This is a genomic window from Nostoc sp. NMS7 (genome assembly GCF_017115085.1).
GTDB lineage: Bacteria > Cyanobacteriota > Cyanobacteriia > Cyanobacteriales > Nostocaceae > Nostoc.
Genome location: NZ_JABXKJ010000093.1, coordinates 39,698 through 66,014 on the forward strand (window position 1 = coordinate 39,698; position 26,317 = coordinate 66,014).

22 protein-coding genes and 1 riboswitch are annotated in these 26,317 nt (G+C 43.3%); of the genes, 8 read left to right on the plus strand and 14 right to left on the minus strand.

All coding sequences use genetic code 11. The annotated features are described in order from the left end of the window. Positions 1-60: 60 nt before the first annotated feature. Positions 61-2,019 carry a molecular chaperone DnaK gene (dnaK, locus tag HWQ38_RS09770; protein ID WP_292792701.1) on the minus strand — a complete coding sequence of 653 codons (1,959 nt, stop codon included), beginning with the start codon at positions 2,017-2,019 and terminating at the stop codon, positions 61-63. A gap of 226 nt (positions 2,020-2,245) precedes the next feature. Continuing rightward, positions 2,246-2,995, minus strand: a complete 750-nt coding sequence (gene grpE, locus HWQ38_RS09775) for a nucleotide exchange factor GrpE (protein WP_292792739.1) — start codon at positions 2,993-2,995, stop codon at positions 2,246-2,248. A gap of 518 nt (positions 2,996-3,513) precedes the next feature. On the opposite strand from grpE, the gene HWQ38_RS09780 reads away from it, so the two are divergent. Together HWQ38_RS09780 and HWQ38_RS09785 are read left to right on the plus strand one after the other, a co-directional pair. Continuing rightward, positions 3,514-3,864: a hypothetical protein gene (locus HWQ38_RS09780; protein ID WP_292792703.1), complete on the plus strand. Its 351-nt coding sequence runs from the start codon at positions 3,514-3,516 to the stop codon at positions 3,862-3,864. Positions 3,865-4,079: 215 nt separating this feature from the next. Further along, positions 4,080-4,205 carry a hypothetical protein gene (locus tag HWQ38_RS09785; protein WP_292792705.1) on the plus strand — a complete coding sequence of 42 codons (126 nt, stop codon included), beginning with the start codon at positions 4,080-4,082 and terminating at the stop codon, positions 4,203-4,205. Positions 4,206-4,323: 118 nt separating this feature from the next. Here the strand turns inward: HWQ38_RS09785 and HWQ38_RS09790 are convergent, their stop codons facing one another. The 6 genes from HWQ38_RS09790 to HWQ38_RS09815 form a co-directional block, all read right to left on the minus strand. Beyond that, positions 4,324-4,617, minus strand: a complete 294-nt coding sequence (locus HWQ38_RS09790; RefSeq protein WP_292792741.1) for a hypothetical protein — start codon at positions 4,615-4,617, stop codon at positions 4,324-4,326. A 288-nt stretch (positions 4,618-4,905) separates the two neighbouring features. Next, the gene (locus HWQ38_RS09795) at positions 4,906-6,579 is read right to left on the minus strand and encodes an alpha/beta hydrolase (RefSeq protein ID WP_292792707.1); all 1,674 of its coding nucleotides are present in this window, start codon (positions 6,577-6,579) and stop codon (positions 4,906-4,908) included. Between the two features lie 140 nt (positions 6,580-6,719). Next, positions 6,720-7,322, minus strand: coding sequence for a hypothetical protein (locus tag HWQ38_RS09800; RefSeq protein WP_292792709.1), 603 nt, complete (start codon positions 7,320-7,322; stop codon positions 6,720-6,722). A gap of 76 nt (positions 7,323-7,398) precedes the next feature. After that, a complete protein-coding gene (locus HWQ38_RS09805) occupies positions 7,399-8,748 on the minus strand; it encodes a cytochrome P450 (protein WP_292792711.1) in 1,350 nt (449 codons plus the stop codon). Between the two features lie 110 nt (positions 8,749-8,858). Continuing rightward, complete coding sequence (locus tag HWQ38_RS09810; RefSeq protein ID WP_292792713.1) at positions 8,859-10,751, minus strand: lipoxygenase family protein; 1,893 nt, start codon at positions 10,749-10,751, stop codon at positions 8,859-8,861. 186 nt (positions 10,752-10,937) lie between these two features. Beyond that, positions 10,938-11,123: a hypothetical protein gene (locus tag HWQ38_RS09815; RefSeq protein WP_292792715.1), complete on the minus strand. Its 186-nt coding sequence runs from the start codon at positions 11,121-11,123 to the stop codon at positions 10,938-10,940. A gap of 153 nt (positions 11,124-11,276) precedes the next feature. Here HWQ38_RS09815 and HWQ38_RS09820 point away from each other — a divergent pair, with 153 nt between their 5' ends. From HWQ38_RS09820 to HWQ38_RS09835, 4 genes are all read left to right on the plus strand, one after another. Then, the gene (locus HWQ38_RS09820) at positions 11,277-12,569 is read left to right on the plus strand and encodes an energy transducer TonB (protein WP_292792717.1); all 1,293 of its coding nucleotides are present in this window, start codon (positions 11,277-11,279) and stop codon (positions 12,567-12,569) included. Between the two features lie 233 nt (positions 12,570-12,802). Continuing rightward, positions 12,803-14,776 (plus strand): acetate--CoA ligase, encoded by a 1,974-nt coding sequence (gene acs / locus HWQ38_RS09825; RefSeq protein ID WP_292792743.1) that lies wholly within the window; start codon positions 12,803-12,805, stop codon positions 14,774-14,776. Positions 14,777-14,960: 184 nt separating this feature from the next. Beyond that, positions 14,961-15,057, plus strand: a riboswitch (TPP riboswitch). 7 nt (positions 15,058-15,064) lie between these two features. After that, positions 15,065-16,438, plus strand: a complete 1,374-nt coding sequence (gene thiC, locus HWQ38_RS09830) for a phosphomethylpyrimidine synthase (protein ID WP_292792718.1) — start codon at positions 15,065-15,067, stop codon at positions 16,436-16,438. 153 nt (positions 16,439-16,591) lie between these two features. Further along, the gene (locus tag HWQ38_RS09835) at positions 16,592-17,224 is read left to right on the plus strand and encodes a hypothetical protein (RefSeq protein ID WP_292792720.1); all 633 of its coding nucleotides are present in this window, start codon (positions 16,592-16,594) and stop codon (positions 17,222-17,224) included. Here the strand turns inward: HWQ38_RS09835 and HWQ38_RS09840 are convergent. The 3 genes from HWQ38_RS09840 to HWQ38_RS09850 all read right to left on the minus strand — a co-directional run bounded on the left by HWQ38_RS09840 (position 17,221) and on the right by HWQ38_RS09850 (position 20,049). After that, entirely contained in the window at positions 17,221-19,209 is a 1,989-nt protein-coding gene (locus HWQ38_RS09840; protein ID WP_292792722.1) for a S8 family serine peptidase, read from the minus strand. The two genes, HWQ38_RS09835 and HWQ38_RS09840, sit on opposite strands and share 4 nt — an antisense overlap. A gap of 91 nt (positions 19,210-19,300) precedes the next feature. Next, positions 19,301-19,792 (minus strand): DUF3368 domain-containing protein, encoded by a 492-nt coding sequence (locus HWQ38_RS09845; protein ID WP_292792724.1) that lies wholly within the window; start codon positions 19,790-19,792, stop codon positions 19,301-19,303. 5 nt (positions 19,793-19,797) lie between these two features. Continuing rightward, positions 19,798-20,049 carry a UPF0175 family protein gene (locus HWQ38_RS09850; protein WP_292792726.1) on the minus strand — a complete coding sequence of 84 codons (252 nt, stop codon included), beginning with the start codon at positions 20,047-20,049 and terminating at the stop codon, positions 19,798-19,800. A gap of 393 nt (positions 20,050-20,442) precedes the next feature. On the opposite strand from HWQ38_RS09850, the gene HWQ38_RS09855 reads away from it, so the two are divergent. Next, entirely contained in the window at positions 20,443-20,703 is a 261-nt protein-coding gene (locus tag HWQ38_RS09855; RefSeq protein WP_292792728.1) for a type II toxin-antitoxin system ParD family antitoxin, read from the plus strand. Here HWQ38_RS09855 and HWQ38_RS09860 read toward each other — a convergent pair. Further along, entirely contained in the window at positions 20,700-23,087 is a 2,388-nt protein-coding gene (locus HWQ38_RS09860; RefSeq protein WP_292792730.1) for a tetratricopeptide repeat protein, read from the minus strand. The two genes, HWQ38_RS09855 and HWQ38_RS09860, sit on opposite strands and share 4 nt — an antisense overlap. Before the next feature lie 158 nt (positions 23,088-23,245). After that, the gene (locus tag HWQ38_RS09865) at positions 23,246-23,644 is read right to left on the minus strand and encodes a hypothetical protein (RefSeq protein ID WP_292792732.1); all 399 of its coding nucleotides are present in this window, start codon (positions 23,642-23,644) and stop codon (positions 23,246-23,248) included. A 554-nt stretch (positions 23,645-24,198) separates the two neighbouring features. On the opposite strand from HWQ38_RS09865, the gene HWQ38_RS09870 reads away from it, so the two are divergent. Next, the gene (locus HWQ38_RS09870; protein WP_292792733.1) at positions 24,199-24,753 is read left to right on the plus strand and encodes a hypothetical protein; all 555 of its coding nucleotides are present in this window, start codon (positions 24,199-24,201) and stop codon (positions 24,751-24,753) included. A 19-nt stretch (positions 24,754-24,772) separates the two neighbouring features. Here HWQ38_RS09870 and HWQ38_RS09875 read toward each other — a convergent pair whose 3' ends face one another. Continuing rightward, positions 24,773-25,957, minus strand: a complete 1,185-nt coding sequence (locus HWQ38_RS09875; protein WP_292792735.1) for an acyl-CoA dehydrogenase family protein — start codon at positions 25,955-25,957, stop codon at positions 24,773-24,775. Positions 25,958-26,317 lie beyond the last annotated feature (360 nt).

Genomic DNA, 26,317 nt, shown 5'->3' on the forward strand with positions numbered 1-26,317 from the left:
TGCGCCAACGACTTCTCTACGAGACGCTGTTCGCGTTCGCTCAGTACAAGTGCCCAACCCCTAATCTATCGCCTCATAATCAGCCTGTGCGGTATTTTCTTCCTCAAAATCAAAGTTGAATTGTGCTATTAGTGTGCCATTCATTGGTGACTCCATTTCTGGTGTTAAGAGACTAGCTGAAGCCTCCTCACTGTCATCACTTTGGCTGTTAGCTCTATTGTAGACATCAGCACCAATTGCCAGCAGGGTTTGTTGGAAGTCGTCTAAGCGCTGTTTAAATTCCACTGTGGAAACACTGGAGTCAATCATGGCAGCTTGGAGTTGTGAAACTTTTTCACTGGCCAAGGTTTTCATCTGTTCACCGATAAGGTTGCCATTATCCTTGATGGTGGATTGGTAACTGAACAACAGATTATCTGCTTGGTTTTTGAGTTCAACCAGTTCTTTACGTTTTCTATCTTCTTCGGCAAACAGTTCGGCCTCTTGGCGCATCCGTTCGACTTCGTTGGTACTCAAGCCACCTGTATTGGTAATCCGAATACTCTGTTCTCTACCTGTACCTTTGTCTTGGGCAGAAACCTTCAGGATGCCGTTGACATCGATTTCAAAGGCGACTTCAATTTGCGGCACACCACGGGGAGATGGGGGAATTCCGGCTAGCAAAAACTTGCCGAGACTCTTGTTATCTCGTGCCATTGCCCGTTCACCTTGGAGGATATGAATTTCGACTGAGGTTTGCCCATCAACTGCTGTGGAAAAAACTTGTGATCTACTCGTAGGAATTGTAGTGTTGCGTTCAATGATTTTGGTCAACACTTCACCCAAGGTTTCAATTCCCAAGGACAGAGGGGTGACATCCAATAGTAAGAGATTATCGACTTCGCCACCCAACACACCTGCTTGGATCGCCGCTCCCAATGCTACAGCTTCGTCAGGGTTGATAGAGCGATCGGGAGCTTTGCCATTGAAAAACTTAATTAGCGCGTTTTGAACTGCGGGAATACGGGTAGAACCACCTACCAAAATAATCCGATCTATCGCTGGTGGTTTGATATCCGCATCTTTGAGCGCTTGGATCATTGGTTCGATGGTCGCTTCAATTAATTTTCCTGTGAGTTCTTCAAATTTAGAGCGGCTGAGTTCCATCTCCAGATGCTTTGGCCCGGTGTCATCAGCCGTGATAAAGGGCAAGTTGATGGAGGTATTGACGGTGCTGGAGAGTTCAATTTTTGCCTTTTCTGCTGCCTCCCGCAGGCGTTGTAGTGCCATCTTATCTTGGGAAAGGTTGATTTTTTCCTCTTGCTCGAAGCGTTCCATCATCCAAAGCACGATCGCATTATCAAAGTCGTCTCCACCTAAGTGGTTGTTACCACAAGTCACCTTAACTTCAAAAACGCCATCCCCAAGTTGTAGGATCGAGACGTCGAAGGTACCGCCTCCCAAGTCAAATACTAAAATTAGCTGCTCTTGGTCTTGCTTTTCCAATCCGAAAGCTAAAGCCGCGGCTGTTGGTTCATTGATGATTCGCAGGACTTCTAACCCTGCAATCGTGCCAGCATCTTTAGTTGCTTGTCTTTGGGCATCTGTGAAATATGCGGGTACGGTGATCACTGCCTGAGTCACCTCCTCACCCAAGAAGTTTTCTGCATCCTGCTTGAGCTTTTGCAGGATCATGGCGGATAGTTCTTGTGGCGTGTAATTTTTGGAGCGAATTTGGACATCAACAGTATCATCTCGACCTTTGACACAGTTGTAGGGAACGCGATTGCGTTCTGTTTCAGTGTCTTCCCAACGCCGACCGATGAATCGTTTAATACTGTAAATTGTGTTTTCGGCATTGGTTACGGCTTGGCGCTTTGCCAATTGACCAACCAAGCGATCGCCACTCTTGCCAAATCCCAAAATACTAGGAGTAGTTCGTCCACCTTCAGAACTGGCGATCACAAGTGGTTGACCGCCCTCCAAAACTGCAACGCAACTGTTAGTAGTGCCTAAGTCGATCCCAATAATTTTTCCCATAATTACCAGTATTTTTACTGACTTTTTCTGCTGTAATCTGTCGCGGACTAAGTTTGTGGCTTTGAACCAAGGCTAGCGGATAACGTCTGTGTAACCCCTGTTGCTGGTAGCAAAAGATAAGTTTAAACACACAGAGTTATCCAAAGCCTTGTCGTTGTTTAGATACGCGATGCTCGTTCTTGCTAGAACCCAGGCACTTTTGGTCAGAGAGGCGAACGACTACAGCTTAACTGAAGGCTTGACTCGACTGATCTTCTGGTGCAGAAAGTGTATCTTCCTTGGGAGCAGCTACTTTGACCATTGCATGGCGCAGCACGCGATCGCCCAAGTAATATCCGCGCACTAACTCTTCTAACACTCTTCCTTCAGGATGTTCATCCGTAGGTTCCCGCATTACTGCTTCATGCAGGTTAGGATCAAATTCTTCACCTTCAGGACGCATTGGTGCTACACCCAAGCGCTTCAGGCTATCTACTAATTGTTTGTAAACGCCTTGGTAACTTTTGTGCATGGTCATTTCGCCATCAGATTGCGGTTTGAGGTGCGATCGCGCCCGCTCAAAATTATCGACCACTGGCAGCAATTCTAAAATCGTGTTCCGCTTCATCAGCGCTTCTAGTTCTTCTTTTTCTTTACTAGTGCGTTTCCGGTAATTCTCAAAATCAGCGGCAATCCGCATATATTGAGTACTACGCTCTTCTAATTGCGTTTTCAGGGACTCGATTTGTTGAGTCAATTCTGCCAAAGCTGCTGTTTCCACTTCAGTTTTCTCGGTTGCCGTGCCGCCATTTTCTGGATTGAAAGTAGCCGTATCCCCCGATACATTTGTTTGGGCTGCCACTTGCTCTGTAACCTCGTTACCAGATTCATTGAAATTAATTTGGGCTGGGGAGTCACTCTTCATTGCTTGCTTTACCTCTGTTGGTTCACCCAATTGCTGGCTTGTGTTGTTTATCTGTTTATTTTCATCCATTATTGTCTACTCATTCCAGATGCTATTTATGGCAGTGTATCTCCACAGCTGGCGACCGTCGTCATCCACGACTTGCCACTGGGGCTGATTTTGTTGCCGACAAGTTCCTGGAAGTGATGTAACCGTCCTCTTATTGTGACAAATGCTGAACACCTTAGCCCAGACGCGACTAAGGCGGGAACCCGAACCAGTAGTGTACCCTCCAGTAGTCTGCCAAGGAAACTTGGCTCTTTAAAGGATAAAGATGTTTTACCTCTTGTCCTTTCCCCATTATCAAGCTATTTTTAGTTTTAAATATTACTTTAATTTTCTCAGATCGCAGCACTAACTATAAGGCCGATCGCACTCTGATATCTTAACTCAACGATTAAACAAATAAACTTAATAAAGCTTTCGCCGACCCTGATTGCAAGCTTTACAGTCAGAAGTTTGCAACTTCCTTTGAATATTGGACGCACCAGTTCCCAAAATACCGGAGTTACGCCAAATGCAGATGTGATTGTGGCTACTGATCTCTGGAAGTGGGATTTAACGACCCAGAAGTTAGAGGTGTCATCCAGCACAAAGCATCGCGAGACATGGCCTCATTTCTGCAACGCAAGGGACGGGCGGGACGACGCAGAACTATGCGACCTTGGACGGTGGTAGTGCTTTCTGATTACGGACGGGACAGAATCGCCTATCAAAGCTACGATATGCTGTTTAACCCAATTTTAGAAAAGCGATCGCTTCCCATCGCCAACCGCTATGTTATTCGCATTCAAGCGGTTTTCGCCTTTATGGATTGGGTTGGACGGCAATTAGCTGCAACTAGAGAAAGTGTCTGGAGAGACTTTGCTACTACTGATTTATACTTAATTAACCGTCAGTGACTAGAAATAAAACTGATCAAAAACATCCTGGAAACAGAAGCAGGACAACGCAACTTAGAAACATATCTGCAATCAGCACTACACCTTACCAAAGATGACTAAATAATCTGAAAAGTCTTTAGTCTACTTCAGTAGACTTGGGCTAAAAGCCAAAGAAATTTATTTCTGGGCGGGCGTGGAAGTCAACAAGCGATTTCTAGCTTAAGTTGACACCAATGAGCATTGCTGTGCCCCTACTGATCAGCATCTCCATTTTGAAACTCAACTTGCAAAATGTGTTCGGTGCGATCGCAGCCTATAGTCATACAATTTTGGATTTTAGACTTCGGCGTGAGCGTTAATGCCGAAGTCTAAAATTTAAAATCTAAAATTCGGTGAAAGTTCTCTATCTCGATAACTGTGAGATGAATAGTCAAACGATTATGAAAGTTCTCGCCGAAGATATATAAATAATTTTGCTTAATTAGTGAGTCCGTTATCACTATTAATTTTTAATGCGATAATCCCAATTAATACGGCAAGACCTAACGCTCTGCGAAAATAATTGACACCTTGAAATAACTCCAGCCAAGCCCAAGTAAACAAGGAGCCATTTGCCAGTACTTCTAATACTGTATTGATTTTGCCACTCGTAAAAATTAGAGCTAGTAAACTGGTTACTGTCCAAACAATAATCGGTAGATTTGGCATCTGAGCTAAAACTATTTTGCCATCGCTGTCACGGAAGGTTTTATCAACTAATGTATTTTGCATCATTTGAAATTGCCACTTAGGTAGAAATTATTAATTTACCAAAATTACTAGGTTGCCTATTAAGAATAGGCTGACATATAAGTAATCTTTTAATATCATTAAAACACTCAGGTAAATCTCTTTACAACCATCTAATTGCTGAGATGAGAGCGATAAAGCATATTCATATATGAGTATATCTAAAGGCATACTCACACTAAATCCGCCAATATATCTGCCATGCTCTCAATTGAGAATTGAGCTTAGTCGAACTCACGTTATGACAGTGCGACTGTTGAGCCGTCTCGTCTAATCTTGAGTCTTTTGTTGATAAATTTGCGGTGCAAGAATAACTTGAATTTGCTTTTCCTGGCATTTTTGAGAAAAAGCGCGAATTTGAGCTTCCTTATCTCCCTGAATTGATAAAGATTTTAAAAATCCCTGAAATCCTAAAAAAGCTAATTCGTAGATAGCTTTTTGACTAAAACCACCTTCAAAATAGCCTGTGTGGGTATCAACACCTTGAGGATCTCTATTGTTAATAGACTTCCGAATAAATGCCAAAGTTAGTAAAATATAATTCCCAAAATCTATCGCTGGCTGTTGGAGGGCAGAACTAACAACTCCTATCTGAAGACTTCGATCATCTTTATAATCTGTACAGTCAAAATATGTAAATAAATCTGCGGGTTGAACCTCATTTTCGGAAATTTCAGTTATCTCTTCAAGTCTTCTATGTTCGCTACTAGAAGAACGAATTTCTAAATAGTTATAAGGTTTATCAAGTGTGTAATCTTTCTCATAGTATTGTTTCTGAAAATTCACAACTCCATATCTGGGTGTCTGACCAACTTTATCATTTTTGTTGTTGAAATGCTTAACTGTGATATTACCAAGCCTGTAGCCACTTATACGAGTTCGCGCAGGGAAACTAAAGTAATTTGCAGCAGTGGAGGTAATTCGTAACGCTAAGTCTCCCTCATTACAAAAGATATAAGCTTCTTCACACCGACGTAAAGAAGAACGAAGAAAATTAGCTCGTCCTGGCAAGATGGTTTCTACAGGAATATCAGGTGCAACTAGCACAAGTCTGCCTAAGCGAAATACATTGCCAATATCTGAATTAGGTTCTTTATTAATAGATTTAACGTCAAAAACATCAGAGAGGATACGAATTACATCTGTAACTACAAAACACCCCATACTATGACTAATAAATGACAATTTAATGCGTTTATTAGGGGGTAACTTTACTGTAACATCAAGCTGTCTGATCAATTCAACTAAGTCTGTTACACCATAATTAACCGCTCTATAAGTATCACGAAAATAAGTAGATATTCTGAGAATAATTAATGTCAAAATAATTGAAGATACAATGCCAGATAAAATTAACAACACGGTGAAAAAGTGGACAGCGCTATTACTCAAAATATTTAGGAACAACAAAACTATGGTAGACCATATACTAATTGTCAGTCCCACAACTAAATTGATAGCTAGTAAAGTTGGTAGAGAATATAGGGCGTTCATTAGCTTTTGCCCAAAGGAACCAGATTCATCTGTTTTTATAGGATTTTCAGAAGGCCATCTATATCCTATAAAAATATACTTATTTGGTTGCTGAATATGTGTATTGACATATTCATAAATCTTTTTGCAGCCTGTCTCTGTATCCGATGGTGTCGAACTATATCCATGAATGTTTATAATAATTTCTGGTTCTGGGCTTGATTGTAAGCTTTCAGCAATTTTCTCAAGCATCTCTTGGGCTGAAGGTTCAGCTTGTCCATCATTAATATTAAAAAAGTTTTGATTAATAACTTTTGATAAATAGTTGTTAGATTCTTCTGTCTCAACATTGAGTTTTGCAGTACTAACTACTAAATAACCAGATATTTTTTCTTGGTTGTTTTTCTTAAATTCATAAATTTTATACGGTTCATTATCTGCCAGATTCTTCTTATCAGGAGAGTTCGTCATGTCTATTTTTCTTGACAACTTAGGTTAAGTATATCGCTTAGGGACTGCATCTGCTCACATTCCGAAGGTAAGGAATCAACGGATTTTATGAGACAATAAGCTAATTTAGATATCACTATCGGGATTACTACTGCATTTTTTTACCTGAGCAATTGGCTGTTAATAATATTACTAGAGGCGTTGTCTTTTGAGTTTATTCCAATTACTAAACACTCATTTGGAACTCTGGGGAGCATATCGTTAAAAGCTGGAGTGTAATGACCATTTTCATCAACAACCCTACGGAGAGTATACTCACCAGCGGGAGAAAGTCCGCCGAACCAAAGGTTTTTTCTGTGCCAAATATCTCCATTGAGAGAATTTTTGTCTTGGGACATTGTAAAATTTACAATCGATCTTGAAATTGGTATTCCTAGCAAAATAGGTATGATTTGAGCTTGCTGCAAAGTTTCATCTTCAAACTGAATTTTGTAACTTACCTCAAACCATTGAACTAAACGTAGTAATATCCACCCAGGAATCGAGTTATGAAAAGTCCACTGCAACGGTGCAAAGACTGGTAATACCAAAGCTCTGTTGTATGTATCCCATTCTAAATTGTACATAGTGATACAAGTATCTGGCAGTGGATTGCCATCCAAAAAAAACACACCTTTAAGGACAGATGGCAAGTTTGTTTGTTTGATTGGAATCATCCAGGTTGCAATATTATTGAGTTGTTTTTTCTCGATTAATTCACTCATACTAATTTGTAATTTGTAATTAAGACAAACTCAAAAAGCCATAACAATTACCAACTCATAATTCAGCACTAACTACTCACAATCGTTGAGCAAAACCTTGTAACACTAAACTATTAGGAGTAACGGCAGTCACTTTTTCAAAATCCCACTTGACTTCTGTAATTGAGTCCCATTGATAGTTATTGAACAGATGTAAACAGAAAATCTTGATAAAGCCAATTGATAAGGATTTACCAGGACAGGCTCGCTCATGCCCTTCACCGTTCCAAGATAAGATATCGGAAAAATTTCGTGTTACGTCAAAATTATCTGGATTTTGGTATCTATTGGTATCCCGATTAGCTGTAAAAATAGAGCCAAGCAAGCGAGTACCTTTTTGGAATGGACATTTTTGTTCTGCAATCTCAACTTCACCCGCTTCAGTGGTGAGTTGGCTAACAAATCGCACAGGTGGATAGAGACGAGCCGTTTCCAGAATCACTTGATTGAGAAGTGTTGACTGTTCTAGAGCGTCTGAGTCTAAACTTTCCTTGCCATTCCAAACTGCATTGACTTCTGATACTACATTATTTCTGAGGGCATTATCCAAGCATAAAACACCAATAACAGATCCCAAAAGCCCACTCGTACCAGCAGTACCGGCAAGATGAATCATATCGAAAAGGCTATTAGCGATTTGGTGTTCGTTCAACTGATACTGAGCGCCTGTTTCAAAGTAAGATGCCCATTTAGTAGATTGTTGATATCGCTTGGTTAAATATTGACGATGGTGAATTTTTGGCGCTGTTAATATTGCCAGCAGATACTTGCTAATAAAATTTGGTAATGATGCCAGAGGCATACCTTTAATGTAATTACTTGATGCTGTGATTTCTTCCTCAGATAAAGATATCTGAAAAACCAGTTGGTGCAAAATCGACAGCATGATCTTTGGCAAATCGTTGCCGATGTGTAATTTACCCTGTCTAGCAGCCTCTAACAGGCTTTGCTCAACTAGATAGCTTAAAAAGTCTATCTGCTCTGACGGTTCTGGTAAGGCTTGTAAGAACACAGTACGGAGTCCTGTGTGTTCGTTACCGTTCGTCCCCAAGCTCAGAGGATTATCGAGTAGGTAACTAGGAGCTAATATTCTGATGATGCCTAAATCATTTCCCCGCAGTTGTGGTTGGGTTTGCATTAGTTCCCTCACCTGGGCGTGAGAGGAATGCATAATTGCTTGGTCTACTGCAAAATACTTGTCGCCAATATTGTCCTTACGGATGTAGAGAAAGTCCCGCCATGCGTTGAGCATGATTAATGCATCCATGTAATAGAAAATCAAGCGTAGAAACTTACCGATCGCAGTGTCATAACCTACTTTGGCTAGTATAGGTGCAAGCCAGAGCTGGCGATCGTGACCTTTGAGAACTTTATCTTTAAGTGTCATAATATTTACTTTGAGTCATTGGGCATTGGGCATTGGGCATTGGGCATTGGGCATTGGGCATTGGGCATAAAGTTATTCTCCCTTGTCTCCCTTGTCCCCTTGTCCCCAATTTAGATATTGATGCTCTGAGGAATTTTAGAAGGAAGCAGATACTCATAAGTTGGACGGTGCAAATTACGTTGCTTAATAGTATTTTCCACCTGCTGAAGATTACTCTGGAATGCATGTAAGAATGGTTTTACTTTCTGGTCTATAAAGTATCCTTGCTGATATTCGCCCAGCTTGTTGTAGTATACAGACCCTAACAAGCTGAGTATGTTGTATTGCCGTTGCGCCTGATCTAAAGGGGGGAGCAAATTGAGGTAGTCTTGCTCAGTAACTTCTCTTTTGAGAGTTGAGGCTGGTAAATAACCTGCCGTTGGTATGGCTGCGGCATAACTCATCAAATCTTTTTGGGGAAAGTTAACGGCTGCGTGTTGAGCGCTGGCAGTGAAAATAATCAGTGTAGTGGCATCAATTAGGTAATTGAACGTTTTGATACTCCCATCTTCGCCAAAATCGCGGATGCGACCACCATCATAAGCTGAGATTTCGGCTGCCCAAGCTTGCAGGGCTGTGTCTTGCTGAATGTCTTCATCTGTGATGTAATAAAGGTTCAGGTAGTCTGAAACCCATTTAGTAATGGCATCCCAGACTAATAGTGCATCATCGCGGTAAGGATAAATAGGCAATAGGTTGGGATCATCCACACCGCGCTGTTGGAATTGCTTGGGTAAGATGGCACTATTGAAACCATAGCTTTGTAACCCAAGCACTGCGAAAACGCGAGCGTTATCGATTGATGCTGAGAGTAATCTATCGACGCCACCGCCTGGAGCAATGAGAATCCGTTGGGCGGCATCGTTAATTGCTAAGGTGCTGTCAAAATGCGGGTGCAGCAGAATTCTTAGAGGATGGGTAAGCGGCAGTTGTCGATAGGTGGCGATCGCAAAAGCACCAACAAACAGGTGAGTTCTTCCTAAATGAGTAATCGCTTCGTGGAAGTTGGCATCTGCTATTTGGACAATTGTTTTGGCAAATAGCCAAGGGTATTTACCGGAGTTAGGGGTAATGATGGGATAATCTGATCCTGGGGTTTGACCGCATTGAATGGCGATCGCCCGCAATAGACGGGTGGAGTCTGAGCCTTTGGGTAAGGCAAACAGTGCTAGGGGAGCATAGACATATTTTTGCTCATTCGGGTATGTACCGTTGATCGCACCGTCTAACATTTTATAGTCAGCTAAGTAGAGCCTTCCTTCAAGTCCTGCTGCTGCTAATGAATCGTCATTTCCCATCACTGCTTGGTAATGTTCGTCTGTGACTGGGAAGCGATCGCCTGGAGTGGTTACTCGCTCGATCATCACGGGATTGTAGCCAGCTACTCGCATGTAGGCAAATACTTCATCTTCGTGGTAAGTTTTGGCGATCGCTGGTACACCAATCACCGGAAACAAATTTTCGTAGTCCTTGAGACTGGTTGCGTGTCCTGTGGGCTGTCCTTCATATAGAAGGGTAATTACCCGATTTAGAGTATCTCTAAGGATCACAAGTCCGTTTTCTTTAAGAATATGAAAGAAAAGATCGTCGAGTTCTCTAACATCCTTGGATATCGCTTTAAGTAAAAACTGGGGGATAATTTGCAGGATTCTCGCCAGAATACTGATTCGGACTGGGATTGCTCCCTTGAGCAAGGCTTCTAAAATAAACTTTTCGACATCATCACGAATCGATTTAGAACCCTGATTGCCTCGGTTGACGATCAGGGTATTAATAAAAATAACTCGTAACTGCTGGGCTAATAAAAAATACCAGTTAGTGGCGAACTCTTCCGCAAGAGAAAGCTGATCCACCATAGCAATAGATGGAATATGAGTGTAGTTATATTGATACTCTTGCCTAGCTATATCTAGAGTATGAGTGCTTGAGGAACTGATCAAATTATCTGGTAATGAAGCAGTCATTGACCCTACTCGCTTGTAGTACGGGGAACTTTAACACTCTTAGGATAAACAGGTTTGAGTTAGCTAAACGTATTATCGCAATCAAGTTTAAAATTTTGATTTTTCTCAAAGAAATTTTATAGAAACACTCGACTTCTGAACACAGGGTAAGCGCATCTGCCCCTACCGCGTGTTGCTAAATCTAATTTACATTTCGGTAATTTTGTCAATCTGCCAATAATCAGAAATAATCGCAGGGGCTTGGTCAAATTGGCTGATGGGAGCGGGTTTCATGTCCCGATAGTCCAGCAGTTGGACTAGGATAAGGTAGGCGATCGCTAAAATGATCGAAATCGCACCTGTAAGAATGGCAATTATTTTCGAGCGGTTCATCAGTAGTTCCTATAATGCAAGTTATTGTACTGTGCCTATATCCACATTAATACTTGAGACAGACAACACACACTTACTGATGTTTTCAGGAGTGCTGAATGAATTAAAAATAACTCATTGAAGCTGTTATCTATCACGCGAAAGCATAATAATATGGCTTTTTCTCATGAATTTCAGCGTTATCGGAGCGTGCGTCCAGGGCAGATGCTCCAAGGTCTAGTTATTTCAATCCTCCTACACTGTACTTTAATGATTGGGAGCAAATATTGGCTCAGAGCTTTTACGCCTGAGCCTAAGGAAGAGATTCCAGTTGAGGTAGTTGAAGTTTATCCTAATGAAACACACATACCCCAAAAAACCTCATTCCGGGCTACTAAAGATTCAATTGCAGGTGGTAAAGCTTTACCGAAAAGACCTGTTTCGGCTGTAAAGTCAACTAATTCTGATGCACATAAAGCCTCTAGCAAGAGTCCTCTTGACTCAACAGCTTTATCTCCAGCAAAGATATTGCAACCAGAACCAAGGCAACAGAAAGCGGAATCACCAAATCTATCTCCTGAACAACCCAAGCCACAGCCAACAGCGATCGCACCTGCGATTAAATCACCAGCACCCAAGCCAGAGCCAACAGCGATCGCACCTGCGATTAAATCACCAGTACTCAAGCCAGAGCCAACAGCGATCGCACCTGCGATTAGATCACCAATACTCAAGCCACAGCCAACAGCGATCGCACCTGCGATTAGATCACCAATACTCAAGCCACAGCCAATAGCGATCGCACCTGCGATTAGATCACCAGCACCCAAACCAAAAAAAATAGCAGTAGTGCCTAATATTACACCATCACCAGCCCTACCGCGAAAAACAGCGATGTCTACCAGGGGCGTAGCTGCGGCACCTGCAACTATACCACCAGTACCCAATCCTAAGAACTTAGGCCAGTCGGGAACTAGATTAAATAGTGGACAAACACGATCTCAAGCTCATTCATCTCGGAAAACAGGTGGAGCAAGCTTGCTGGGTGGTACTGTGGGTGTATCTAGTCGGAATTTTAGCGGTGATTATCTGGCAGCCTTACCTAATTCCAACCGCGATCGTCAAGCCACTTCTGGTATTGATGCCAGCAGTCAAAATATAGATATCACCTCTTACTTAAACCAACTTCAGCAACGAGTCAAGCAGCAGTGGCTACCAGAAGTGAGCCAGTCTTCCCGGCGAACAGTGCTTAACTTCACTATTAACCGTTCCGGGCAACTAAGCAATCTCGAGCTCGCACAAACTTCTGGATTCAGCCTCACTGATAAAGCGGCGCTCAACGCTATACAACGAGCTGCACCTTTTGCACCTTTGCCCACAGGATATACGAACAACCACATCGATATTCAATTTACATTTAATATCAATGTCTATGGGCAGCTAAATTTATCGGGAGATGGTGGCTAACAACAGGCAAGCAATTAAAGAAGTCGGAAGCGGTGCCCTGAGCTACGCCGAAGGGTCGGAAGTTGGAAGCGATGACCACCAAGGGTGCTGAGAAGGAACCGGAACGAGCGAATCAGAGTCGCAGTGGTATTTTCTTTTTAGTTTGAAGCATGATCAGGATCTTCGATGTATTTTCTGACAGCCTCACTACATATATTAGGATGACTCTAACAATAGCGATCGCACTCATAACTATGTCTCAACCAACTATAGAATCAATCCTACAAGAGAACCGCCTCTTTCATCCTAGTTCTGAATTCTCAAAAAACGCCCATATCAAAAGCTTGGATGACTATCAGCGTATCTACGCTCAAGCCAAAGCCGATCCGCAGCAATTTTGGGCAGATTTGGCTGAAACCGAATTAGAATGGTTCCAAAAATGGGACACAGTATTAGATTGGCAACCGCCTTTTGCTAAGTGGTTTGTTGGCGGTAAAATTAATATTTCTTACAATTGCCTTGACAGACATCTCACTACTTGGCGCAAAAATAAAGCAGCATTGATTTGGGAAGGAGAACCAGGTGATTCGCGTACCCTCACATACTCCCAACTGCACCGGGAAGTTTGCCAGTTCGCCAATGTATTGAAGCAACTAGGTGTAAAAAAAGGCGATCGCGTTGGTATTTATCTGCCAATGATTCCCGAAGCTGCGATCGCTATGTTAGCTTGTGCGAGAATTGGCGCACCCCACACTGTCGTATTTGGTGGTTTTAGTGCCGAAGCTTTGCGCGATCGCTTAATCGATGTTCAAGCTAAAGTGGTAATCACGGCTGATGGTGGTTGGCGCAAAGATGTGATCGTTCCTCTCAAGCAACAGGTAGACAAAGCCTTAGCTGATGGTGCTGTTCCCAGTCTCGAAAATGTCCTAGTTGTCAAGCGTACTGGACAAGAAACTGATATGCAGTTGGGGGGACGCGATCATTGGTGGCATGATTTACAAAAAGGTGTATCAGCCGATTGTCCCGCCGAACCGATGGACAGCGAAGATATGCTATTTGTCCTCTACACTTCTGGCAGCACCGGCAAACCGAAGGGTGTAGTACATACAACTGCTGGTTATAATTTATATACCCATATAACCAGCAAGTGGATATTCGATCTGCAAGATACAGATGTATATTGGTGTACTGCGGATGTAGGTTGGATTACTGGACACAGCTACATTGTCTACGGTCCCCTTTCCAACGGTGCAACAACCTTAATGTATGAAGGTGTGTCCCGTGCTTCTAATCCTGGTTGTACATGGGATGTAATTGAAAAATATGGCGTTAATATTTTTTATACTGCACCTACGGCAATTCGCGCATTTATTAAGATGGGAGAACAACATCCGAATGCGCGAAACCTGTCTTCATTGCGTTTGCTGGGAACCGTCGGCGAACCGATTAACCCAGAAGCTTGGATGTGGTATCACAAAGTAATTGGTGGCGATCGCTGTCCAATTGTTGATACTTGGTGGCAAACAGAAACCGGCGGTATCATGATTACACCACTACCAGGAGCAATTCCCACCAAACCCGGTTCAGCAACTCTTCCATTCCCTGGAATTATCGCAGATATCGTAGATTTATCAGGAAACACCGTACCCAATAAGGAAGGCGGTTATCTAGCGGTGCGACATCCTTGGCCAGGAATGATGCGGACAGTCTACGGCGATCCAGAACGCTTCCGCCGCACCTATTGGGAACATATTCCTCCCAAGGATGGTAACTATATTTACTTTGCTGGTGATGGCGCAAGACTTGATGAAGACGGCTATTTCTGGGTAATGGGTCGGGTAGATGATGTAGTGAATGTATCAGGACATCGCCTCGGTACAATGGAAGTAGAATCAGCCTTGGTTTCTCACCCAGCAGTTGCAGAAGCGGCGGTAGTGGGTAAACCGGATGAACTCAAGGGTGAAGAAATAGTTGCTTTTGTAACTTTAGAAGGCAGTTATCAGGAAAGTGAGGAACTGAATAGAGAACTCAAACAGCACGTTGTCAAAGAAATTGGTGCGATCGCGCGTCCGGGAGAAATTCGCTTTACAGAGGCTTTGCCGAAAACGCGATCGGGTAAGATTATGCGCCGCTTATTGCGGAATCTAGCTGCTGGAGAAGAAGTATCTGGGGATACTTCCACATTAGAAGATCGAAGCGTGTTGGATAAATTGCGGGGAGGTGCGTAGCAATTTTAGGTATTTCGCCGTAAACTTCCCCTGATGTTTAGTTTTAGCGATGGCTGCGCCCGCCGTTGGCATCGCAACTTTATACCTAACCTCAACTGGGTTAAAACTGCGATCGCTGTACCCTGAAAAAACAGCATAAATTTTTAACCCCCTTGCTCTGAGATACAACCAAGGTGCTACACTACATCCATGCTAGGGGTGCCTACATAACCAGGCTGAGATCACACCCTTAACACCTGAGTCTGGGTAATACCAGCGGAGGGAAGCTGTTTATCGAGGAATTATAATATGCGGACAGAATGGGTTGCTAAACGGCGTGGGCAGGGTAATGTATCTCAAATGCACTACGCCCGCCAAGGTGTTATCACCGAAGAAATGCACTACGTCGCCCAACGCGAAAATCTCCCTGCCGATCTCATTCGTGAGGAAGTGGCGCGGGGACGAATGATTATCCCGGCTAATATTAATCATACTAATTTAGAGCCGATGGCTATTGGCATCGCCTCCAAATGTAAGGTAAATGCTAATATCGGCGCTTCCCCCAACTCTTCTAATCTTCAGGAAGAAGTTGATAAGCTGCATCTGGCGGTAAAGTATGGTGCTGATACCCTGATGGACTTATCTACAGGCGGCGGTAATTTGGATGAAATTCGCAGCGCCATTATTAAGGCTTCACCTATTCCCATTGGTACGGTGCCAGTTTACCAAGCTTTAGAAAGTGTCCATGGCACAATGGAGAATCTGACTGCTGATGACTTTCTCCATATCATCGAAAAGCACGCCCAGCAAGGAGTAGACTATCAAACCATCCATGCAGGGATTTTGATTGAGCATTTGCCTTTGGTGAGAAATCGGATTACTGGTATTGTCTCTCGCGGCGGCGGTATTTTGGCGCGGTGGATGCTACATCACCATAAACAAAACCCGCTTTATACCCACTTCCAAGACATTATTGAGATTTTCAAAAAATATGATGTCTCCTTCAGTTTAGGAGATTCTCTGCGTCCCGGTTGCACCCATGATGCCTCAGATGAAGCACAATTAGCTGAATTGAAAACCCTTGGACAGCTAACTCGCAAAGCCTGGGAAGATGATGTTCAGGTGATGGTGGAAGGGCCTGGACATGTGCCAATGGATCAAATTGAGTTCAACGTCCGTAAGCAGATGGAAGAGTGTTCTGAAGCACCTTTCTATGTGTTGGGGCCATTGGTGACAGACATTGCTCCCGGTTATGACCATATCACTTCAGCCATTGGAGCAGCGATGGCGGGATGGTACGGTACTGCAATGCTGTGTTATGTAACACCTAAAGAACATTTGGGTCTGCCAAATGCCGAAGATGTCAGAAATGGGTTAATTGCCTATAAAATAGCAGCTCATGCGGCGGATATTGCTAGGCATCGCCCTGGTGCTAGGGATAGAGACGATGAACTTTCTAAGGCGCGTTACAACTTCGATTGGAACCGTCAGTTTGAATTATCACTCGATCCAGAAAGAGCTAAGGAATATCACGATGAAACTTTGCCAGCAGACATTTATAAAACTGCTGAGTTTTGTTCAATGTGTGGGCCGAAGTTCTGCCCAATGCAAACTAAGGTTGATGCTGATGCGCTGACAGAATTAGAGAAGTTCTTGGCGAAAGAGCCTGTGACTCAAAGCTAATTGACGCTCTTACGCTGGGCATGGGGCATGGGGCATGGGGAATTGGAGACTCGATAAGTCACCAGTTTTGTAGGGTGCGTTACGCTTGGGGGTAACGCATTCTTAACCACTGCGCCGCCTATTTATTAAGAGTTACTAAGGATGGGAGGAGCGATGGTGGGACAGACACAGGAGCTAGGACAGATTATCATCCTGAATGGTACCCCGCGATCAGGGAAGTCGAGCATTGTGGCACTGATCCAGGAGACGTTTGATGGCGTATGGATGAACTTGGGTGTCGATAGATTTATGCAAATGACTCCTGCACGATACCTGCCTGGGATTGGTTTGCGGCCAGGGGGAGAACGCCAGGATCTCGAACCCCTCGTTCCCATTCTGTACAGCGCCATGTATGAATCCATCGCCGCCCATAGCCGCTTGGGACTGAATGTCGTGGTTGATGTCGGACACCATGACGCATACGCAATGGAACGGGGCATTCTAACCGATAGTGCCCGACGTTTAAACGGATTGCCGGTCTTGTTCGTAGGCGTTCGCTGCCCCATCGAGATAATTATGAAAAGACGACAAAATACGGAGTGGAACGTAGTAAGTGCAGCCGACTCCCCGGTGCCACCTCCGGTTGAGTTATGGCAACGTGAAGTCCACATCCCTGGTATCTATGACCTTGAAGTCGATACCTCGTTGTTAAGTCCGGGGGTGTGTGCCGAGGTGATACGCCAGCACCTCGCAAATAGTCCAGTACCATCGGCATTCCAACGACTGGCTGCACTGTCTCCCAATTAAAATTCAATTTCAATGGTCAAGCTGCGAATCTTTCCTGTATCTGTCTCAGCTTTATCTGCAACTTCCAGAGTCCAGGTTCCTTGGGGATTTTTACCTTTAAAGGCAGCAAGTTTAAGGGTGTTTACCTCATCATAAGTTGTTTTAATATTATCTGTACCTCCACCCTGACGATCGTGCAGAATGATCGGAAGTACGCCTATTTGCACTGGGGGAAGGAGAGTAACTACAAGATCACCAATAAAAGTATGCTCAATGTCTACATTAACTTTGATGGATTTGACAAGGCTGGTATTAGCGATCGCCAACGATAATGTTGATGTTTGTAAGTCGTTAATCGGGATATCTTGGACTGCTTTGAATATGCTAATGGGCGATCTCTGAGTCGGCTTGGCCAATTCTACAGCTTTGAGAGCATTCATTCGACCGTAACCGTAGAAAGGGCTGCGACCATTTGTATCATATTTACCTCCAGATGGATCAATGCGATCGCTAGAGCGTTTAATAATATCTCGCACTTCCTCCCAACGCAGATTTGGGTTTCTGGCAATAATCAGGGCTGCTACACCGGCTGCACCTGGACAAGAACTAGAAGTTCCGCCGAATTCGTTTGTGTAGTTACCTGCGGCCTCACCCAGATTCCGATTACCGGAATTATAACCCAGTACACCAGAGCGATCGCTTGTCCAAATTCCAGGGGTTTGAGAACTATCGCCATTGTTGCTGGGGAAGGCGCACCACACCGCCTGACCAAAGTCACTGTAAGGGCTTCTGGTACCGAAGTCGTTACAAGCTGCCACCGCAATCACCTTTTGGTAGCTGGCGTAGCCGTCGTTATCCACGCTTTCGTTACCATTGCCAGCCGCGAATAAAATTACACAGCCTTTGCCGTTACGCCCTTTATTGATTGCAAAATCTATAGCAAGTCGTGTAGAGTCAGGCAGAGGTACTTTCTGGTTATGTACAGGATCGTTTGGTTCAAACCAAACACCATCTGCTGGCCCCCAGCTACAAGAAATCACATCAGCACCATTTTGAGCCGCCCAAATAAAAGCATCTGCTTCATCCTGCGAACCCAGCGCCGAAGCTAAACGAATCGGCATCAGCTTTGCCCCCGGTGCCACACCAGATGCACCAAAGTTCCCGTTTGCACAAGCTACTCCTGCACAGGCTGTCCCGTGGTTATTGTCGTTTCCCGGCGTGGGATTGTTAGTTTTACGTGTGACATCACGCGGGGCAACAATTTTTCCAGAGGAACGGAACTCTTCATGATCCAGATCCACACCGTCGTCAATTATTGCAATTATCGTCCCTGTGCCGTCGCTTAACTTCCAAGCTGCCTCGACGTTGGCATGGGCGTTGATTACCTTACCATTAATTGTTGTTTGCTTTAAGTGCCACTGCTGCGGGAAAACCTGCCGTTGGCGTGATTCACGCACTAGTTCAGGATGGCACAGTTCAACCGATTCTTGATTCAGAAGTCTCTCGGCGATGTCAAAGACGGCTATACCAGTATTTGCAGGTGCATTGACAAAGTAAGCATTTCGTGCATATTCAAGTTGGCGTTTAATTGTTAAGCCGTAACGTCCTAATACCTCCTCGTAGACGCTTAACTCCTCTTGGTTATCGAATTTAACAAAGAGGTTTTCGGTGTAGACTACAGGTTGTTTGGATAGTGGATCGATCAGAACACGTCCGGCAAATTGGACTTCAGACTCTTGATTGAGAATTTCACGGGCGCGATCGCGCAAAGCGACATCCTCAGTCGGAACTTTCGCTCGCAAAATTTCCACACCCGCTTGCCGAAACCGCGTTACTAACTCGAATTGATTAAGGATACTACGAGCTGGGGGTGACATCGGTGCAACTTCAAATGGTCTGCCACCGACAAGATTACTGCGGCTTTCGGTACGCACTACAACGTGTTCGTTACTAATCGCAAGTTCATACTGTTGGCCGTTCTGTCCACCATAGCGAACCTGAACCATAATTTAATCTCCTGGGATATTAAAATAATAGGTCATCGCCACAAGACTAAAGAATGCGATTATAGTAGAAAATTTGCCTATTTTTTGCTCATTAGTCTATTAATTCTCCTGTTTGTCGTAAGACTTGTTCATGAAGACTGCGACTCACCCAATATTGAGCAGTATTAATCATGGCATCTAGTAGGGGTTGCACTTGTGTAATTATCTTTCTATTTTTTGCTAATAAGAGAATACCTAGAGTACCACTTGCTTGTAATCCCAAACTTTGAGCTACTTGGCGTGCTTCACGTTCATCTAACAAAATTTGTCCTTCTTCAGTTTCTAGTGCTAAGGCAATTGCTTCGCGTTCACCGTTATCTAATTCTGACGGTATATTGAGTGTTATTGTTGAAACTGAGACAACTTGCAACCATCTGTCAGCGATCGCTTGCAATACAAATTCCGATCCGGGAAAACCTGCAACAGTCGTTTCATTATAGACAGCTTGGGGAATAACAATTTGCCTAAATGCAGCCTGCAAGATATCAAGGCGATTAATAGCTGCAAAATTTATCAAAGGCGTAGCGTTACAAACAACGGTCACAATATCTAAAAACCTGCTTCAATTATCTCAATATCTTGAGCTAAATCTGCTTCATTGTAATGACGCTCAATTTTGTTTTGTCCTAAAAGTTTCTGAAATTCCCATACAGACAAGTTAGCTAAGTGACGTGCTTGACTAAAGGTAAAAATATTCTGTGCGTACAGATGTAAAGCTAATTCCTGGCGGATAGCTTCTTCACCTTGATTTAAAGAATCAGGTGATATTTGCAAGTTTATGGGTTGGATAAATTGACTCATTACCAACTCGTGTTAAGTAGGGTTTATTAGTTTTATCATCAGAGTCACACTCAAGCGATCGCTACGACGGGCGTAGATGCAGCACTGGTCATACTGATTGAGTTTTGCAGTATTTTTCTTAAAGTAGCACAGTATTAATTGATCAGCGATCGCTCAAGGTTAGTAGATCGCAAACTTTCGTCAAAAGTGCGATCGCCTCACAAAATCTAGAATACAGTTGAGGCAAAAATGCCTAGACGCAAAGCCAATGTTTTAATTACGAATTAGTCGTTTAAGCGATCGCCACAGCAAGGAAAACGGTAGAATTGCTCCGGCGTAGCCCATCGTAGACATTGCAATCTTAACTTTTGGTATGAATCGTTTGCTACTTTAAAATAAAAAGGATGCCCAGCCATGCCTAACGTCGAGAAAATAAGTGTTGCTCTCACACCAGAAATGGCTGCTTTTGTGCATGATGCGGTGGAATCTGGCAAATATGCCAGCAGCAGTGAAGTTATCCGCGAAGCACTACGCGACTGGAAGCAAAAACGCTTGTTGCAGTTGCAGAATATTGATGAATTACGCCGTCTTTGGCAAGAAGGAATTGACAGTAGTGCTGGGCAGTATACAGATATTGAAGCTATTAAGCAGGAAGCGCGTAGGCGTTTATTTTAATTACGAATTAGTTGTTTAAGCGATCGCCACAGCCGGGAAAACGGTAGGATTGCAATCGCTAACAAGCTTTGGACAAACTGACCTAACCGATGTTTCCAGATAGCGCGAGGAGTAGACTGGCGTTGCAGGATTGCTAGATTTTCTCGAATTGTTGCTGTAGTGGGATGATTAACTCCTAACACCCTTTGGCATATTGCCAAAGCTTGGGTCAAGAGGGGTTCGGCTTCGCTGTACTGCCCTTGGCTATTGTAGAGTGCTGCTAAATTGTTCAAGCTAGTAGCGACATCGGGATGGTCGCCAGCAAACAGCCGCTTTCTCATCTCCAAGGCTTGGGTCAAGAGGGGTTCGGCTTCGCTGTACCGCCCTTGGCTTTGGTAGAGTAAAGCTAAATTGTTCAAGCTAGTAGCGACATCGGGATGGTCGCCAGCAAACAGCCGCTTTCTCATCTCCAAGGCTTGGGTCAAGAGGGGTTCGGCTTCGCTGTACCGCCCTTGGCTTTGGTAGAGTAAAGCTAAATTGTTCAAGCTAGTAGCGACATCGGGATGGTCGCCAGCAAACAGCCGCTTTCTCATCTCCAAGGCTTGGGTGTAGAGGGGTTCGGCTTCGCTGTACCGCCCTTGGCTTTTGTAGAGGAATGCTAAATTGTTCAAGCTACCAGCCACATGGGGATGGTCGCCATCAAACAGCCGCTTATACATCTCCAAGGCTTGGGTGTAGAGGGGTTCGGCTTCGCTGTACTGCCCTTGGTAATCGTAGAGTGTTGCTAAATTGTTCAAGCTAGTAGCGACATCGGGATGGTCGCCAGCAAACAGAGCTTGGCAAACAACATTTACGCATTGTTCACACCAGGGTTCTGCTAATTTATATAATCCTTGTCCCTTATAAAATTTTCCTATCCCCATAAATACCAAAATTACTTGATCATTGGGGACTGATGCTAGAGAAATTATATGTGCCTCTCTTGCTTCCTTTATCTCTGCAATTATACGTTTACCCAGGTCTTCAAGATGGGGAACGACATCTTTGAAGAATTCGATATCCTCAAAGGTGGGTGAATCGGAAATATTTTGAGCAAGGGCTATCATAGCGGTGGCAAACTTTATTTCTAAAACTGATTTGGTTCCGCTAAAGGCCGTTATAAAATTGCGTTTAAATATTGTACCAATCACCCATTTGAAGCCTAACAATAGAAACTGTAGAGGTGGGATTTTATTTTGATGCAAGACCCTTAACTGCTCTTGCAAAAACCACCGCACTAAGGCATGAATTTTATAACATCCTTCTCTTTGTTCTACCTGTTGCAGCAAGTTGCGCCCGTAGAGTTGCATTTTAGCTTCGTTTAATTCATTTTCTGACCAAGTTAGCTGTCTTTCTTCCTGATTTTCTGCTTCCTCTCCACCTATCGCCACCCAAATAACCAAATCCCAAAGAATCAGGGCAGGAGAAAATAAACTCAAAAATCTTCCTAGTTGTTGCGCTAGTGGGTCGAGTTCTTTCCAAGTTAAAGCAAACGCGGCTTTGACTCCCAGTTGAGTTGAGTTGAGAGTTTCCCGGTGTTGTAAAGCTGACTCTTCTAATTTACGTTCTTGCAATTGCTCAAACATCTTATCTAAAGACATTTCCGGGTCGCGTACTAAATAACCTCCAACTAACTCTATCCCCAAGGGCAAATATTCCAGACATTCACAGATTTCAGTTGCGGCTTGTGGTTTGTTGTCAACTCGCTTATCTTTTTCCCCCAACAGTCCTTTTAACAGTTCTAAGGCTTTCCCTGGTTCTTTTTGGGGCGAGAGAACATCTAAAGGAATCTCTTGAATAAAATTCGGGTCTAAATGCCGCAGTCGAGTAGTAACTAAGACTCGGAAGCGGTGAACATCGGGTACCACTTCGCGGAGGTTAGCTAGGTCGGTTACGTCATCTAACACAATTAAAATAGGCAAGGCGGAGTTAGGATATTTAGACCAACACCAGGCAACTTGTTCTTTAAGGCTTAAAAGTCTTCCTCCTAATTCTTGGGGAATCTCAAAACCAAACTGCAACCGGAAAAACTCTAAAACTTCGGCGGCGAGATTGGTTTCTCTGTCGTTAAACCAGACAATGCCGCCATAATCTTCTTGATATCGTCTCGCGTATTGGGTGGCTAATTCAGTTTTGCCCACGCCACCCATTCCCGCTATTGCTACATAGTCTCTGCGCTGCAAGTCTTCATGCAGCATTGTCAGTTCGATTTCTCGCCCGACGAAATGAATAGAACCGCGAGGGATAAATTTTGTGGGAGTTAGCTGTTTCTGCCCGTTAATAATTTGAGTGCCAATGGAAGCTTGACCACCAGGGGCAACGTAAACACCAATTTTCTCGGCAAACTTCCCAAAGTCTTCAGGCATACATAGTTAAATCTTGCTGTTCACGAGAGAACTAAAAAACCTCTCTCCAAACCTCTCTCCGTTGGCGTCAGCCTGTCGTCAGACAAGCGGAGAGAGGCTTTGAATCTTACTCCCCTTCCCTTGTAGGGAAGGGGCTGGGGGTTAGGTCACACGATAATTTAAAAAGACTGATTTTGAATATTTCCTGTCCCTCCTGGCATGACAACCTGACCAATTTTATCTGCCAATTTCTCTAGGTTAGGCATAGCCAGAATTTCAGCAAGTTTAGGATTTGGTTCCGCTTTAGCTGCTGCGGCCAATTCCTGTGCAGCTTGTGCCACTTCAGGATTAGCTTTAGCAGCCGATTCAACCTCTAGTACAGCTTTGCCATAATCAAGTGGTTGCTCTGGTGCTTTCTCTATAGCAGCTACAGTATGAGGAGAATGTTTTTTGAGCGTAACGAGAAACTTGCCAGTCTTATCCAATAAAGTGCCTGTTACGTTTTCGGTTGTTTTTTCTAAGGCTTTAGTGGCAATTATAGAGCCGATCGCGATCGCCGCAGTAGTTAAAGGTTCCATCTGCTACTTTGACTATGTGTATCTTCTTTAGTTATTAACACACAGCTTTGGTTCTAAGCCCATGTACTTTTAAGTTTCGTAATCTGACTGTGCATTATGGCAATTAAGTTAAAAAATTGAGATTTATCTAAATATTTTCGATTTTAGACACCCCAACGTCGCTTTTCCAACTCATTGCGTCTTAACTCTAAGTTTTACGTCTTAAAATCACGATTTTTTTCTTAAAATCGTGATTTTTTTGTTAAAGTCATGATTTTTTTCTTAAAGTCGTGATTTTTTTGTTAAAGTCACGATTTTTTTCTTAAAATCATGATTTTTTTCTTAAAATCATGATTTTTTGTTAAGTAAGTGGGTTAAATTAACCACATCTGTCGTAGAGGCACAGCATTGCTGTGCCCCTACCGCGTGGTCTATTTACCTAAAAATAGCTGTAAACAAAATTTAATCTCTCTAAATACAACATTTAATTAATTTGTAGCGAATTCTCTGCGCCCTGCCCTGCGGGAAGGTGAAGCGCTTATGCGTTTAAATAACATTATTAGAAGTTGAGAAAGATGTTTTATTTTCCGGCTGAGTATTTTCCCCAACTCTACTCTTTACCCCTGATTCCTGAAGTGAGATTTCAAAAAGACTACTTTTCTGAGTATCCTGAACAAATTCGCAATCGCACTTCTGTATCCTACACTCGTAAACCTGGGTATTATGCAGTCCACTACAATCAACCCAAGACGATGCCACCAGGAGCAATTTTACAACTTAACGACGGTAAAATCGCAATTTTTCCAGGCGAACCCAATCAATCAGAACAGGGAACAGTAACTCCAATTTACACACTACAACCCAATGGTTCGGTAGCAGTACCAACTGGACTGGTTTTCATCCGCTTTGCTGAAGGTGTTGATGTCGAGTCCCAGCGTCAGGTAATTAATCGAGCAGGTTACGAAATAGTACAAAGCCTTGACTATGCACCTCACGCCGCTTGGTTACGTGCCCAATCAGGTAATATTGCGGATGCGATCGCTAGGATTCCTCAGTTAGAAGCGATACCTAAAGTTGAGAATATCGAACCTCAGATGCTTATGGAAAGAGGTTTAAGACTAGGGCATTGATTTTGTCGGCAGGGAAAAACTATGAATAAAAATCAGGTTTTGGCAATTTATCATTTAACGCCCAGTTTCCGATGTCTTGAATTTTGTAATCGACCGGATCGTGGAGAGTGAACGTGCGGAGATTGCGCCAGTAACGGTCAAAGCCATATTTTGCACTAGTAGCGCGTGCGCCCATAACTTCAAAGATGCGGCTGGTAATATCTAAACCAACTCTAGTTGCTGCAACTTTGGCAGTAGCAATGCAAAGCGCACATTCCCCACGTTCTTCGGCGCTGAGTGACCATTCTTTTCCCCAAGCCGCTTGTAGTAATTCTCCTGCTTGGTCAGTCAAGCTTTTCACTGCCTGAAGATCAACCCATATTTTGCCATAATGCTGGAGGATGTAAGGATCTTGGGTTGCACTCTCTACACCTGATGTCAGCCAAGGTTTTGTACTGGTTTTAGTATATGTTTTAGCAGCTTCAAATGCTCCCTGTGCAATTCCCAGGTAAATATTAGCAAGATTCAATTGAGTTAAGCAGGCGCGAATAGTGGTGAAGGGTTGATTGGGTTTGTCTCTACTACTAAGAATTTCCTCAGGATACACCAACACATTCTCAAAAGTAACACTACCACTGTCTGTTTGACGTTGCCCCATATTATCCCAATCATCATGAACAGTAACGCCTTGCCGTTGGGTGGGAATTACTACAATACTTGATTCACCAGTTTCTTGATGAGTGGCAGTGATTGGTAATATATCAGAATCTTGAGAGCCAGAGCAAAAGCTTTTAATCCCGTTGAGCCGGAAATAATTATTTTCTGCTGTCAGAGTAGTTCTTTTATCCAAAGGGTTGAGGGCATTGCACCAAAACCAATTATTCTGAATAGTTTCTGAGTAATATCGCTGTTTCTGCTCTGTTGAACCAAAGATATGAGGAATAACTACACCTAAATGGTGATAAGAAAAGACGTGAGCAATGGAGCTATCAACTTTAGCTAACTCGCGGGTAATTTGCAGAACGGTTATCCAGCTTTGCTCCAAACCACCGTATTCTCTGGGTACGATCAGTTTCAGCAAGTTGCTTTGACGCAAGCGATCGCGTTCATGCTTTGGTGTTCCCCCTTTTGCATCTCGGATCACAGCAGTCTCGGCAAATTCCTTTGCTAAAGACTTAGCTAGATCAAGATAATTTTGAGACTCTTTAGTTTCGATTAATTGCATCCCTTGCAACTTCTCCTGTTAACCCTATTGTGAGGAGTAACTATAAATTTAACTGGCAAAACTTTAAATATACAGTATTTCGATAGAATTACCGTACCAAAAATATATCATCCCACAATGTAACTAATAGGGCAAGTTGAAATGAAAAGAATTTTGCTAAAGTTATGGGTTATTAGTACAATCTCAAAAAATAGTTAATTGAGAGTCAAGCAAAAAACAACTTTTCAGAATTTATTCTCTCATCTACTTGTTTTTTAAGACTCAAAAGTGTTGAATGTTAAGAGAAATCCGATAAAAACAGCCCAAAATATGTTAAATTTTGGGCGGAAGATTAAAGTATATCTATTTGATAGTGATGAT